Source organism: Paenibacillus sp. FSL R7-0331 (assembly GCF_000758645.1).
In the GTDB taxonomy this organism is placed as follows: Bacteria; Bacillota; Bacilli; order Paenibacillales; family Paenibacillaceae; genus Paenibacillus_AQ; species Paenibacillus_AQ camerounensis.
This window is the reverse complement of the sequence record NZ_CP009284.1, coordinates 540,077-554,233: the sequence shown is the minus strand read 5'-3', so window position 1 is coordinate 554,233 and position 14,157 is coordinate 540,077. Positions and strand designations below refer to the sequence as shown.

Here is a 14,157-nt window from a genome sequence, read left to right as displayed (position 1 = left end):
CTTAAATTGAATAATCTTAGTCTAAAATGATTTCATAAAGGGTGCCTCCGGCTCCTCCTGCTGCGGTTCCCTGCCAGTCTGCTGACGGTACCTCTGTACCATTCTCTGTAATCCAGCTGGTAATGTCAGAGTTACCGCCGCCGCGTCCGCCTCCCATACCGCCACTGGTAACAAGGAAATATTTGACCTTGCCGCTTTCTACCAGTGCCTGCAGGGTCTCAGCGGTGTACGGCACATCCGAGTTATTGAAGCCGTTCAGAATGACTACTTTTTCACCTTCGTCGATAATGTAAGGGCCTGCTGTCCCATAGTCCATGGCGGCGAACAAATACTCTTCTCCGCTGTTATGCTCCTTCAGATAAGCCAGCAGTTTTTCGTCCACGCCGGTGCTGCTGTTTCTGCCGCCGCCTCCGAATCCGCCGCTGTCGCTGCTGTCAGGACCTGCGGCCGGAGTCATACTGTTAAGACCGTACGTAATCGGCGTAAACGCCCAGTACAGCGGGCCGACCAGCAGTACCAGCAGCCCGGCTACAGCTGCTACGCGGACAAGGGCTGGCTTCGCCCTGCCTTTTAACACCCGCAGCATAATCAGAAGCAAGGCAGCTGCAATACCGGCTGCAAGAACCCCGACCGACCAGCCGCTGCCGATCGTATCGTTATACGGATGAATAATGTACCACTGGAAGCCAGCTGTAGCCGGAACGGCCACAGGCAGCAGCCAGGACAGCCAGCTTGAACGCTCTTCATAGTATTGCCAGAGCTTGAACCAGCCTGCTCCGGCCAGTGCCGCAACCGGCGGCGCCATCATAATCAGATAATACTGGTGGAAGAACCCTGCGATGCTGAAGAATCCCATTGCCGGCACCAGCCAGGCCAGCCAGAACAGGGCTTCTTTGTGCTGCATCGTAAAGTTCCTGCGGCGCAGGCCGGCGAATATACCGATTATGCCGAATAAGACAAAGGGCAGCAGCCAGCTGGCCTGGCCGGACAGCTCCTGCTGGAACAGCCGCAGCGGTCCGGCGGTTCCGGTGTTGAACATCCCGCCGCTGCTGCCAAAATTGCCGCCACGGCCGCCTTGCCCGCCGTCAGCACCGCCGAACTGGCGGCCTCCGTCATCAGATCCGCTCCCCGGCATTTCGCCGCTGCCTTCGTTTTGGCCTTGCGGTGCCGTTCCTCTGTCACCGCCGCGCACTCCGCCGCCGCTGCCTTGGCCCCGTCCGTCCCCGGCTGTACCCTGCCCGCCGGCTCCGCCCATTGCAGGCATTCCGCCGTTCATTTCCGGCATCTGTCCGCCCCCGAAGCCGCCGCCCGGCATACCGCTGCCGCCACCGGTACTGCGGTCGCCGGTCAGACGGGATACCCCGTTGTACCCGAAGGCCAGATTAAGCACCGAGTTAGTGCCGCTGCTCCCCATATACGGCCGCTTGTCTGCCGGAATGGAATCTACGATTACTGCCCAGGAGAGCGAGATCACCAGCATTACAGCAGTGCAGGCAGCCAGCACTCCGGTTTTTTTCTTCCAGCTCACTTTGGCTGCAAGAATATAGAACAGGTAAAAGGCCGGCACAACCATATAGGCCTGCAGCATTTTTTCATTAAAAGCAACCCCGATCAGCCCAAAGGCAATGAGCAGGCTGCCTGTTTTGTGATTTCGGGTCCCCTTGAATAAAAACCAGGCTGCCAGCAGCAGCGTAAACACCAGCATGGCATCAATATTGTTCGTCCGGCTGACCGCCGCCGCAACGGGTGTGGCAGCCATTGCCAGGGCAGCCAGGCGCGCAGCTGTTCTGCCGAAGCTTGGCTTAACCAGCAAATACACAAGCAATACTGAGCCTACGCCGGCCATTGTCTGGGGCAGGATGACGCTCCAGCCGTGCAGCCCGAAGATCCAGGCGCTGAGTGTCTGAATCCAGAACGCCACCGGCGGCTTATCTACTGTCACTGAGCCTGCAGAGTCCAGTGAAGCAAAAAAGAAATTATGAAAGCTCTGCAGCATGCTTCCGACTGCGGTTGTATAGTACGTATTCACATAATGGTCATTCCAGATCCCGTAACCGTATAGAAATGCAGCGAGCAGCAGGATAAACAGCAATACAACATCTGAAGCCATTCTTTTAATCCATATCATCTTTGGTCCACTCCCATCATTCAATAAAACCCTATTCGGCAGTGCTCTCTCCCCAATGTCAAGCTTTGCTTAGTGGTATTATTGCATCCCTACCTTAACCGTCAATGAGTCCAAGCTGAAAGTTTGCTGAACGTTCGGGAGCCTGTAAAAGCCGTTCCGGTAACTCAAGCCGTTCCCCAAAATCAAAAAAAAGCCAGCCAGAAGCTCTGGCTGACCCTTTCATCTATTTGTCATGTACACCTGGACTGATCTGGTGCTTCCGCAAAGCACTCAGACGCCTGCGGATTTCTTTGGCAAGATTTTCTTTTTCTCCCGCCGGAACCCCTTCGGTTAATCGGGCTGCAGCTACGGGGAGAATCCAGGCTTTAATCTCGGTATAGCTATAACCCGATAAGCTTAGATATTCGCGGATGTAGATCTTCGTAAGCTTCTGCCGGATAAAGCCGGTGACTACCCGTGCAGCCAGTGAGCTGCCCGGAGGCATTGAGCCCATGCTGAACAGCAGAATCGACCTTGCCGCATCTGCCGCCGGATTCCCGGAAGTCCCGTTCATCCAGTCAATGATCCAGGCCCCTTCAGCATCGATCAGTACATTATCCGGGTGAAAATCACCATGACACAGCCTGTTGCCTTCAGGCAGCGGCCGCAGATGCTCCAGAACAGCTGTTTTCTCTTCCATGGTAAGCATAGGTGCGGCTACAATCTGTCTCTCCAGCAGCTCCTTATGCCGGCCGATCTCCGGACTGCCCTCCAGCTGATGGAGCTGATGATGCAGGGCAGCCAGCTGCCTGGCATACACAGGCAAGCGCCATGGCTGTCCGCTGATCAGGCTCAGCAGCGAGCGTCCATGAATCTGCTGAAAGACAATCCCGCTGCGTCCTTCCGCTTCAACCTGCCCAACCGGCCTTGGTGTGGACACACCACCCTGATTATACACATATGTACTAACCTTGAACTCCTGCCGAATCGGCTCTGCCGGAAAATCCTCCAGATAAAGCTTAACAATCGTGCCCTCTCCATATTCCCGTACTTCTGCAGTCCGGCCTGCCCCGATCTGCTTGCCCTTCATATTCTTCCTCCCGCCTATTCCAGATTTACACCGGTGAAATGTTCAACTGCCGGGAACGGTTCGTAAAATCTATGTAGTAATGCCTTCCATTCCTGGTACTGGGCTGATTCTCTGAATCCGATGGTGTGATCCTCAAGTGTCCGCCACTTTACAAGCAGCAGATATTTATGTTCATCCTCCAGACAATGCTGGAGCTCATGCCCCTGGTATCCTTCAATGGAAGCTATCAGCGGAGAGGCCTGTCTGAAGCTGGCTTCGAACTCCGCGGTTAGCCCCTGTTTTATCTGCAGCATAGCCGCTTCCAATATCATCTGATCCCCCGCCTTTTCTGTATTAAGCGTTACGCATCAAGCGCATCGCGGAAAAATTCATGATAAAAATTGATAATGACCAGCAGCACTGCCAGCGATTCGTTGACACTGCCTACTTCAAGCGCATGGTTGGCATCATCAATCCGGTACACTCTGACATTCGGCAATCCGCTGATTTCGGCGGGATGCTGCCCGCTGAACATCGGGTCGCTGCCGCCGTAGATAACACTGCCCCGGCTTTTCTGGATCAAGGGGACCGTCTCAGCGACCGGAGTCAGGTACAGATGCGCTGTTTTCGCCTGCAGGCCCAGCTCTGCCGCCACCCGTCCGGCAATGACGGTGCCCATGCTTTTGCTGATAAACAACAGCTGCTCATATTCGGGAACCGCGCCCATTGCCGCTTTACATTCCTCAATGACAATATCTATCTCTTCCCGCTTGAAGCCCGCCCGTGCGCTCTGGTAGCCGTACTCCAGAATCAGCAGATCACAGCCGTGCTCAGCCGCCGCTTTGCCTGCATAGTCCAGCAGAGAGCGTTCAGCCGAGTAGTTCTGCCCCGGAAAAACAACAGCCAGCGCCTTGGAGCCCAGCGCAGCATACTTATGTCTGACCTCTCTGCCCCAATGGGAGGACATCATGATACTTGAAACGCTCATAAGCTTCCTCCTTTTGTAACATACCTCTCAGGTAACCGCCTGCGAGGGCGTTTTCTATGACTCTCATTATAACGATCTTCGCTGACAGTTGGAAATGACAAAAAAACTCCCGCTGGAAAAGAACGGGAATTCATCTGACGCTCATAATTGTCACTGTACGTCCTCCTCCCTGCCGGCGGCCCTGTGTGCCATAATCTCAGCTGTAATCCAGAGCAGCAGCGGAATAAACACCTGGAAGGGAAGCGCATAAATTTTGTAGATATGGTAGGCAAAATACTGCATCTGCGTAATATCTTTATAGATAAAATCCGCCATACAGACCATAATCAGTCCCGTTTGCAGCACCACAGAGCGGTAGCTCTCCAGCTTGAACACCCTGGCAATGCCCTGGCAGGTAACATACAGGCAGAGACTTACCTTGATGAACAGCGAGGTTATAAAAATAATCGCCGAGGAGCCCTCAATCCGGGTCAGGAAATCACCGACATTGATCCGGCTGACCGCCACATAAGCGGGGAAATAGAGGGATGAGAGAATTTCCGGACCGAGCACGAGCAGATTCCGCACGGTGACGCCAATGATGATGACTCCCGAAATGGTCACTCCGCTGATCAGCACCCGTGCTGCCGATCCTTTTCGCGGAAGAACCGTAAAGGCTCCCAGAAACACCACAATCTCTGCAAACGGAAACGTAAAGGAGCCTGCCACATCCTGCATTACGGGTCCCCAGCCGCTGTCCAGCAGCGGCTTCATATGCTGATATTCAAATTTAGGAATAGACAGCAGCTGAACCACGATGATCACGGCTAAAGTAAACAGCAGCAGAAACTTTGCACTCCGTCCAACCACCTCCAGCCCTGCATTGACCACCCAGATGCAGAGCAGGCCGACAATCAGCATCGGAGCCAGCATTGGAGTAGAGGTCAGGGCCACGGTCTTACTGAACTCCCCGTAGTTACGCAGCACCAGCGAACCCAGATGGAGCGTATACCAGATATAGAGACAGGAGAACATCCGCCCAATGAATCCCCCGAAGACGGCAATCAGCATGTCATACAGATTTTTGCCCGGAAAAAGCACATGCAGCCGCGCGTAAATCAGCATCAGCGGAATGGTCAGCAAAACTGCCAGAATAATCGCAATCCAGCTGCTGTTGCCCGATTCGCCCGAAGTGCCCATAAACAGCGAGCTGCCGATGATGAACAATATGACTATGCTGATCGACTGTCCGGCCGGTATGATCTCTTTGCCCATAACCTCCCTCCTTCCTGTGCAGCCTTAGAATAGCTGTTTAATGAAATAGACTATCGGCGTTGACGGGCTGGGAATCTCCCAATGCATCGCCAGGCTGAAGGCAAGTGAGAAGGAGATCAGGCATAGCGCAGAGCACATGTAAAAATCCCGCTTTTTCCCCTGCTTAAGCAGGCCGTAGGGATCCAGCCACACGATAAACGCGTAGATCAGTACAATTAGAATGGGCACGGTTATTAATCTCCTAACTTGATCGTTCTGGATGATTTGGCTGTGCTCTGTATCACTACCTTTGAAGTGACCTTCACATCCAGCTCCTTGAATTCCTGCGGCCATCTCTCCTCCAGTCTGTGCCAGTCGTGCGGCATAGCATCATGCACAGCCTTGCCGAATCCGAAAATATCCGACTGATATTCCCGCTGCAGCTTGCTGATTACAGCGAGAATGTGCTCCTGCAGGTCTGCGCTTGCCCGGTCCTCAATAGCCTTGATGCTTTCTTTGCCGGTAAGATCCACTGTGCTCATTACCTCATCCAGTCCGGTATGGGTGAGGGTACTAATCTGGATCTGCAGCTTGCCGCCTGCCCAGACAGGCTTCACTTTTGTCCGGCTCGATAATATTTCCAGCGAGTAGGTAGGGATTCCGCGCTCGTTGTCTACAGTCAGCACCCCGCCCTTCACGTCATTTTTAGCAAAAAGAGTATATTTTGTCTCTTCCCCGTCCAATTTGCCGACCATCCTGTCCTTCACAAATATCGCAGTCCCGTTAACGCGTTCATTCTTCTGTCCGTTTACTTCACTGACGTTAATTAGCGGCGCTATCGCATTTTTCCCGGGGGTCTCCAGTTTGTCGATAAAATCCCAGATTTCCACCACCGGCGCAGTGCTCGTAAACGGCTCATCCTTCATCATCTGCGCCAGCTCAAAGGACATGATGGTCTTCGTTGTGCTGTTCAACTCAAGCACTTCACGGGCATTTTTTTCATTCGATACAAAAATATATACATCCGCCCGGGTCTCCGTATCTCTGCTGTACCAATCGATGACCTTGACCAGCCCCTCCCGTGCCAGCTCCTCGCTGACAATAATGACCTTGGCATGGCTCCAAAACAGCTTCCGCCCGGTCACTGAAATCATATTGCGGACGATACTAAAGATCGTATCACCGGTCAGACTCAGCATTTTGAACCCGGTCTGATTCTGCTGCAGCCCGCCCTGGGTATCGACCATCTCCACCGTCAGCTGAATATTGTTATCCGCTTTGTTCTTATCAAGGGCTACACCGGCCACAATCGACATATCATCAACCTCTGTATAGTTCCAGCAGCCTGACAGGCTGACAAGCATGCAAGCGGCAAGCAGGAGTGATAAATACCGGGAAAGGAGTCTTTTCATCGTCTGCCCCGCTTCGCCGAATCCTTCCGCTTCATATTGCGTGCCCCGATAACCGCGGGACGCAGATACATATCCCACCAGGGCGCACGGATCGCAGTATCCTTAATATCCTGTGGCCGGATCGAGCCCACCCCAAGCATATAAGGAACGCCGAAGGAGCGCAGACTCATCAGATGAATTACCAGCCCGAGCAGCCCGAAAAAGTACCCGAAGATACCAAATAAAAAAGCACTCAGCAGCAGAATCATCCGTACGATAATCAGCGGCCCGGTAAGCCGCGGATTGAGCAGGGTAGTAATTCCTGTCAGCCCCACAACAATCACCATCGGAGCGCTGACAATCCGCGCATCCACTGCAGCCTGACCCAGCACCAGCGCGCCTACGATGCTGACAGCCTGCCCGATGGAATTGGGAATCCGCGCTCCGGCTTCACGCAGAATCTCAAAGATCGTCAGCATGAGCACTGCCTCAACGACTGTAGGAAACGGTACGGACATACGTGCGGACGCGATGCTGAGCAGCAGCAGAGTCGGCACCATCTCTTGGCTGTATGTGACCAGTGCCAGATACCCGGCCGGAATACTGATTGACAGAAAAGCGCCAAGCACCCGGAGCAGCCGGTTAAACGAAGCGAAAAAATAGCTGATATAGTAATCCTCGCTGGCCTGGAAATTCTCCACAAATACATACGGCAGCGTCAAGGCAAACGGGCTTCCTTCAATAAGTACGGCAAAGCGGCCTTCCATTATTTTACCTACCACCGAGTCCGGACGTTCTGTGCTTCCAATCATTTCAAAGGGGGAATAGGGCTCATCACGGATCAGCTCCGCAAGGTAGCCTGTATCCAGCAGATGGTCGATTTCGACCCGGGCCAGCCTGCCTTGCAGCTCCTTCAGAATATCCGGCGAGGCGAGGCTTTCCATGTAGCAGATGCAGGTCTGGGTTTTGGTCCGGGTGCCGATGTCGGTGAACACAAATTTCAGGTCGGAATTCTGCACTCTGCGGCGGATCAGCGTCAGATTGGTCAAAAGCGATTCATTAAAACCGTCCCGCGGCCCGCGTACCGCCTTCTCTGTCATAGGTTCTTCTATAGAGCGTGTCTCCCAGCTCTGGGCATTGATAGTCAGTGAACCGGCATAGCCGTCCAGCAAAAAGACAGTTTTACCGCTGACCACGGCGCCAATCAGCTCGTCCAGCTGCTCCGAAACGGTCACGTCGCTGATCGTAATCACTCTGGTACGGACCAGTTCCATCAGCCTGGCCGGATTTCCCATATCCCCGTCCGTGAATTCATAGGCCATAACCGGCCTCATCACGCCGCTCTGAATCAGCTCACGGTCAATCATTCCGTCAACATAGACGACTGCGCAGCGGATACGCTCGCCATGGTCATTTTCTATTACACGTATTCTAAGGGTGCCGTCATTACAAAATACCTGCCGGAACCAAGCCAGCGTGTCATCCATAGAGCAGCTCATAGGACGGGAGGAATCAATCTTCTGGGCAGAATGTTCGCTGTTTGCCGTTATTCCCGCATTCATCACAGCCGTCACTCCTGTCTATTCTTCTTTTGAGTTGATTATCCCCCGCCGCCTGCACTCCTATTCGTCCGTCTGCTATAAGAGAACAGCAAAAAAGCCGCGGCTGCGGCTTTATTTGCTGTTCTGCTGATTCAATTCACGAAGGTATTACGCACTCTCTTGGAGCGCAGAATGTAGGCAGTCCAGATGAGGCTGTTCACAAGCCCCCGCGCAATGCCCGACAGCAGGCTGCTGCCGGCAGTCAGCTCAGCGGACTGTGGAATGTTAGAGACCAATATAATCAGGATGATCTGCATCCCCAGACCGATGATATAATATAGAATCAGCCAGCGCGGAAAAACAGCCCTTTTGTTATACAGCAAAATAAGCAAATATACAGTAAGCAGCAGCAGAATAATGTTTGCACTCACCTCGAAAACCAGCGTAGGCTTCCATAATGTATGATAATCTGCCGAACCCGGAGAAGTTAACGCATTCCAGCCTTCACTGCCGTGCGAGTTAAGGAAGAAATCATAGACCATAAGGAAGGATCTGATTAACGTAACATACAGTCCAATCTGGACAAGCACCAGCCAGCCGCCCAGCCCTTTAGGGTGGTCAGGCGACAGCCTCATGCCTTTTTTAGCGGGGATAAGTGATCCCAACAACAGCACATCCTCTGTTATCATTTAGCCAACACATTTTAAGGAGAATCTATGACACCATTTACTGCAAGGGTTATTGCCGTTATCCAATCCATCCCTGAAGGAAAGATCATGACCTATGGCGGGGTAGCCAGAGCTGCCGGAAGCCCCCGGGCAGCCAGACAGGTTGTGCGGATACTGCATTCCATGAGCCGGAAGTACAAGCTTCCCTGGCACAGGGTTGTCAACGCCAAAGGAAGAATTGCCCTGGAGGATGAATCCGGCTCGCTCCAGAAGCTGTACCTGCTCGGCGAAGGCATAGAATTTACGGCAGACGGGGCAGTCAATCTGGAGCTGTTCCAGTTTGTACCCGGGCCTGAGCCAGAGCTGGCAGACTACCTTTTGCCGCCTTTCGAATAGCTCCTCCCGCCGCTGATCAGCCCGTTTAGCAGGAAGTACAGCGTAGCATAAATGACCAGCAGCACGACCGCTGTGAACAGGCTGAAGAACAGCGACTGCTGGTTCAGGCTGTCCTTGACCAGCTGAACCAGCTGGTGCCAGTCTGTCAGCACATCCCAGCTGTTCAGCCGGTAGACCCGGCCCAGCAGCACCCCGTACCCGCCCAATGCGCAGGCGAATAGCACGAAGATCCAAGAGAAGAACAGATTGCTTTTGCGGGTAATGACACTCTGGAACTGGTACAGCGAGAAGAAGCCTGTCAGCCAGCCGCTCCAGGTGAACAGCAGCAGCGTAACGAGGTCATACCAGAACCGGCTCTGAACCTCTCCGCTGACGATATAGATGCCCTTGCGTGCGGTCAGATGCAGCAGATCGGTCATCAGATACGGCGCATTCGGAAAAAACAGCAGCCAGGCAATGCCCAGCGGCAGCAGCAGCATGCCGCTGAATTTCTGTTTATCCAGCATGTATGCAGCACTTGAGAACAAAAAAGGAATCCACGCCAGAAACAAATTCCACAGCAGGAAATCAAAGTATGTATCGGTCCGCAGCGAAACTACCCGGTACACCCCCAGCGTAGCCAGGGACAGGCCGGCTAACAGTATGAATACCTTTGTATAATTCAGTTCCTTCATCAGGGTATGTTCTCCTTATCCGTTAGAATGGGACAACCATAATAAATATAACAGCCCGGGCGTCAGGATGCACCCGGGCTGTTATATTTTATTTAAGATGCAGGAGCAAGAAAAGGCATTCCCGTCAGATACCGCCGCTGAGCTTGCCGTTAATAGCAGGCTTATGACTCTTAAAGCCTGTTCTGCCCGGCGCTTCCTGAACCCCGGCCAGTGCTGCACATTCACGGAAAGCAGCATGCTTACACCCTGCACAGTGGCTGGTTTGAATCATGGACAATGCAGCATTTATCGCATCTCCGGTGTGTGCGTAGAACTGCCCTGCTCCGATTGTGCCGTACAGGCCAGTTCGCTTCAGCAGCTCCAGCGGCTGCGGCTCTATGCCGGAGATCATCAGCCTGCCCCCGTCAGCCTGCAGCTGCTTCACAAGCTCTGAAAGATTCTCCTCACCGGTCGTATCCATGAACGGCACCTTGCCCATACGCAGAATAATCAGCTTCGGCTTGCCGGGGCCGGATTCAGGCATCGTATTATCGAACCGGTAAGCCGCCCCGAAGAAGAGCGGGCCTTCCACATTATAAATTCCGATCTGCGGGCAGTCATGGCTGTCCGTTACCATGTGTGCAGCTACCTTCACAGACTCCGGATCGGGCAGCACCTTGGCGACCAGATGGGTCTCTCCCATCCGCTTCACGAACAGGATGACGGCAAGCACCAGTCCGGCCTCCACAGCAACCGTAAGATCAGCGAAGATGGTCAGCAGGAAGGTAATGAACATCACCAGGGAATCCCCGGTCTTAAGCTTCAGCAGCTTAAGGAACTGCTTGCGCTCACTCATATTCCAGGCCACCACCATAAGGATCGGCGCCATAGCCGCAAGCGGAATGCTGGAAGCATAAGGTGCAAATAACAGCAGGATCAGGAAGACTACGACACCGTGGATCACGCCTGACAGCGGAGAAGCCGCCCCGCTGCGGATATTCGTAGCTGTTCTGGCGATAGCCCCCGTAGCCGGTATCCCTCCGAACAACGGGGCCGCGATATTGGCGATTCCCTGGCCGACCAGCTCGCGGTTGCTGTTGTGGCGGCTGCCGGACATTCCGTCGGCTACAACTGCCGACAGCAGCGACTCAATGGCCCCCAGCATGGCAATAACAAACGCCGGGCGCAGCAGCAGCCTGATCCGCTCCCAGGTGATTACCGGGAAATGGAAGCTCGGCAGCGTATTCGGGATATCTCCGTATGCGGAACCGATGGTCGTAACCTTGCCGCTGAAGAACAGTGCTGCAAGCAGTGTAGCGCACAGCAGCCCTACCAGCGATCCGGGTACTTTGGGTGCAAAGCGCAAGCCCAGCATAACGACGGCCAGACAAATTACTGCCGTAAGTACACTGTACAGATTCACTGTGGAGATGTGCAAGCCAAGCTCCTTCATATTGTCGATGAAGGCTTCATGCCGTTTGACCCCCTGCAGTCCGAGGAAATTCCCGATTTGCCCGGTAAAGATAATAACGGCTATTCCTGCGGTAAAGCCGATCGTTACCGGCCTCGGTATAAATTTAATCAGTACTCCCAGCCTTAACAGGCCCATAACCACCAGAATGACTCCAGCCATCATTCCGGCAATCAGCAGATTCTCATAACCGTATTCCATTGCAATGGCGAACAGAATCGGAATGAACGCGCCGGTTGGCCCGCCGATCTGAAATTTTGAACCGCCGAACAGGGAAATGAGAATTCCCGCTACAATGGTCGTATAGATCCCGTACTCCGGCTTCACGCCGGAAGCAATAGCAAATGCCATCCCGAGCGGAATGGCAATAACGCCGACGATTGTCCCTGAAATGATATCCTTGCGCAGCGAAGCAATGCTGTAGCCTTGAAAACGGCCCCACCCTGTCATCATCTAACCTTCTTTTCTTTGAATATCTGATTATTTGAATATATGAGAAACATTACTCCTGCCTGCCGCTCTTGTCAACGGGAAATCCGCCCTGGAGAGGGCGGATTTTATTCACTGCGGATACCTTCAAGAATAGAAATGGCACTTACGAGATGATTATCGAATATCTGCCTGGCTACAGCCAGCAAATCCTTGATCAGGGGATCGCGCAGAGAGTAAATGACTGTTGTGCCGTCTTTGACACTGGCAACCACATTCTTGGCGCGGAGGACAGCCAGCTGCTGGGAGACCGCAGAGCCTTCCGACCCGAGAATAGCCTGCAGCTCATTCACATTCTTCTCGCCTTCGCTCAGCAGTTCCAGGATGCGGATCCGCATCGGATGAGCCAGCGCCTTGAAAAACTCCGTCTTGAATTGCTGAATATCGCTGTTCATAGAACTTCTGCTCCTTATAGCTTTACTTCAAATCTAACCTTATCTTAGCATTAATTGATCAGGAGTGGCTATGGATATCCCGGCTCCCCCTCCCGCAGCAGCAGCGGTCGCCTAAAGATTCACAGGATAAATCATCAGCTCCCGCGTTCTCAGCTCCACCTGTCCGCCAAGCGCCATCGGTTCCCCCAGGCATTCGAACATGATCAGATCGGAGCCCAGCTGCAGACAGGCAGTCCCGTCCTCTTCAATATTCTCCAGAATACCGGTTAAGACAATGTGCTCTCCGTCCATACGGATGCCGCTGCCGTCTGCAGCTGGTGCCGGAATAATATCCACCCATCGCATAAGCAGCGCAGGCAGCTCGAATTCGGCCTCCCGCACTTCTCCGGGCAGAGCCGGGCCGCCGCCGCACCAGATTCCCTTTCCTTCGCCGAAGTCTGACGAAAAGTACATTTCATTTGTTCTGATGCCCTGTCTTACTATCGTTATCTTCATCTCTATGCCCCGCTATTCTGTGCTAAGTCTTAAACAGCTTCAGCCCGGCAATCCGTTTCACGGCCTCTGCCAGCCGCACCTCATCACTCACAAGCCCGATCCGCACATATCCTTCACCGTAAGCGCCAAAGCCGATTCCCGGAGCGACGACCACATGTGCCTCATCCAGCAGCAGATCGGCAAAGCTCTGTGAAGTAAACCCTGCCGGCACTGGCAGCCAGGCAAAAAAGGACCCCCGCGGCGCCTCCGCCTGCCAGCCGATTTCCCTAAGCCCGGAGATCAGCGTGTTGCGCCGGGCTTCGTACCGCGCTACATTTGCCCGGACGCCGTCCTGCGGGCCGAGCAGGGCAGCTGCCGCAGCCTCCTGGACCGCTCCGAACAGGCTGACATACATGTGATCCTGCAGCAGATTCAGGCTCTCGATCACACTGGCGTTCCCTGCGGCAAAAGCTACACGCCAGCCAGCCATATTATAGGTTTTGGACAATGTATAGATTTCAATCCCTGTCTCCTTGGCCCCGGGTGTCTGCAAATAACTTACCGGCCGCCGGCCCTCATACCCGATTGCCGCATAGGCAAAATCATGCACCACACAAATTCTGTTCTCTGCAGCAAATGCTACTGTCTTCCGGAAGAATTCCTCATCAGCTACCGCACCGGTCGGATTGTTAGGATAATTGAGGAACATCAGCTTCGCCTTAGCGGCGGTTTCCGGGCTAACAGCCCCGTAATCCGGCAGGAAGCCTCGTGCCTCCTTGAGCGGCATCAGCTCCATAACCACCCGGGCCAGCTCAATGCCTGACCAGTAATCGGGGTAGCCCGGGTCCGGCACAAGCGCAGTATCGCCGGGATTCAGCAGGCACTGCACCACTTCAACCAGGCCGGTTTTGCCTCCGGGCAGAATAGCGATCTCACGCTGCGGATCGAGCTCTACTCCATACTCTCTTTTGTAAAAAGCAGCCGCTGCATCCTTAAGATAACCGTGGCCGCGGAACGGCGGATATCTATGATTCAGCGGATCTGATGCCGCATTCTGCAGCGCTTCTACAATATGGGGCGAAGTCGGCATATCCGGGTTGCCTTGTCCGAGATTAATGACATCATGCCCTTCCGCTGCCGCCTGTGCAGCCCTGGCAACCAGTGCAGCAAAAAACTGCTTGGGCAACGCATTCAGCAAGTGCGACGGTTCAAAACTGCTCACTGTCCGGCTCATCCTCTCCGCTAATCGTTTGTCATGCTGCATATTGCATTTATTCTAGCG

At 53.8% G+C, this 14,157-nt stretch carries 15 protein-coding genes; 1 reads left to right on the top strand and 14 read right to left on the bottom strand.

Annotation, left to right across the window (positions count from 1 at the left end):
- Positions 1-16 precede the first annotated feature (16 nt).
- The 9 genes from R70331_RS02445 to R70331_RS02405 form a co-directional block, all read right to left on the bottom strand.
- Positions 17-2,128, bottom strand: a complete 2,112-nt coding sequence (locus tag R70331_RS02445) for a glycosyltransferase family 39 protein (RefSeq protein ID WP_052418887.1) — start codon at positions 2,126-2,128, stop codon at positions 17-19.
- A gap of 223 nt (positions 2,129-2,351) precedes the next feature.
- Positions 2,352-3,197 (bottom strand): phosphotransferase family protein, encoded by an 846-nt coding sequence (locus tag R70331_RS02440; RefSeq protein WP_042172574.1) that lies wholly within the window; start codon positions 3,195-3,197, stop codon positions 2,352-2,354.
- Positions 3,198-3,211: 14 nt separating this feature from the next.
- Complete coding sequence (locus R70331_RS02435) at positions 3,212-3,508, bottom strand: antibiotic biosynthesis monooxygenase family protein (RefSeq protein ID WP_042172572.1); 297 nt, start codon at positions 3,506-3,508, stop codon at positions 3,212-3,214.
- Between the two features lie 29 nt (positions 3,509-3,537).
- Positions 3,538-4,164: an alpha/beta hydrolase gene (locus tag R70331_RS02430; protein WP_042172569.1), complete on the bottom strand. Its 627-nt coding sequence runs from the start codon at positions 4,162-4,164 to the stop codon at positions 3,538-3,540.
- A gap of 150 nt (positions 4,165-4,314) precedes the next feature.
- Positions 4,315-5,418 (bottom strand): GerAB/ArcD/ProY family transporter, encoded by a 1,104-nt coding sequence (locus R70331_RS02425; RefSeq protein ID WP_042172567.1) that lies wholly within the window; start codon positions 5,416-5,418, stop codon positions 4,315-4,317.
- Between the two features lie 24 nt (positions 5,419-5,442).
- Entirely contained in the window at positions 5,443-5,646 is a 204-nt protein-coding gene (locus R70331_RS02420; protein WP_042172565.1) for a hypothetical protein, read from the bottom strand.
- A 5-nt stretch (positions 5,647-5,651) separates the two neighbouring features.
- Positions 5,652-6,809 carry a Ger(x)C family spore germination protein gene (locus R70331_RS02415; protein WP_042172563.1) on the bottom strand — a complete coding sequence of 386 codons (1,158 nt, stop codon included), beginning with the start codon at positions 6,807-6,809 and terminating at the stop codon, positions 5,652-5,654.
- The gene (locus R70331_RS02410) at positions 6,806-8,350 is read right to left on the bottom strand and encodes a spore germination protein (RefSeq protein ID WP_042172561.1); all 1,545 of its coding nucleotides are present in this window, start codon (positions 8,348-8,350) and stop codon (positions 6,806-6,808) included. The genes R70331_RS02415 and R70331_RS02410 overlap by 4 nt, the downstream gene beginning before the upstream one ends.
- Positions 8,351-8,481: 131 nt before the next feature.
- On the bottom strand, positions 8,482-8,994 hold the full coding sequence (locus R70331_RS02405) for a DUF2569 domain-containing protein (RefSeq protein ID WP_042172559.1): 513 nt from the start codon (positions 8,992-8,994) through the stop codon (positions 8,482-8,484).
- 51 nt (positions 8,995-9,045) lie between these two features.
- Between R70331_RS02405 and R70331_RS02400 the strand changes: the two genes are divergently transcribed.
- Positions 9,046-9,393 (top strand): MGMT family protein, encoded by a 348-nt coding sequence (locus R70331_RS02400; protein ID WP_042172557.1) that lies wholly within the window; start codon positions 9,046-9,048, stop codon positions 9,391-9,393.
- Here R70331_RS02400 and R70331_RS02395 read toward each other — a convergent pair.
- From R70331_RS02395 to R70331_RS02375, 5 genes are all read right to left on the bottom strand, one after another.
- Positions 9,369-10,067: a DUF1361 domain-containing protein gene (locus R70331_RS02395; protein ID WP_042172555.1), complete on the bottom strand. Its 699-nt coding sequence runs from the start codon at positions 10,065-10,067 to the stop codon at positions 9,369-9,371. The genes R70331_RS02400 and R70331_RS02395 overlap by 25 nt on opposite strands.
- A gap of 124 nt (positions 10,068-10,191) precedes the next feature.
- Positions 10,192-11,967 (bottom strand): SulP family inorganic anion transporter, encoded by a 1,776-nt coding sequence (locus tag R70331_RS02390; protein WP_042172553.1) that lies wholly within the window; start codon positions 11,965-11,967, stop codon positions 10,192-10,194.
- 107 nt (positions 11,968-12,074) lie between these two features.
- On the bottom strand, positions 12,075-12,401 hold the full coding sequence (locus tag R70331_RS02385; RefSeq protein ID WP_042172551.1) for an ArsR/SmtB family transcription factor: 327 nt from the start codon (positions 12,399-12,401) through the stop codon (positions 12,075-12,077).
- A gap of 111 nt (positions 12,402-12,512) precedes the next feature.
- Positions 12,513-12,896 (bottom strand): hypothetical protein, encoded by a 384-nt coding sequence (locus tag R70331_RS02380; RefSeq protein WP_042172549.1) that lies wholly within the window; start codon positions 12,894-12,896, stop codon positions 12,513-12,515.
- Positions 12,897-12,918: 22 nt separating this feature from the next.
- Positions 12,919-14,097 (bottom strand): pyridoxal phosphate-dependent aminotransferase, encoded by a 1,179-nt coding sequence (locus R70331_RS02375; protein ID WP_231576391.1) that lies wholly within the window; start codon positions 14,095-14,097, stop codon positions 12,919-12,921.
- Positions 14,098-14,157 lie beyond the last annotated feature (60 nt).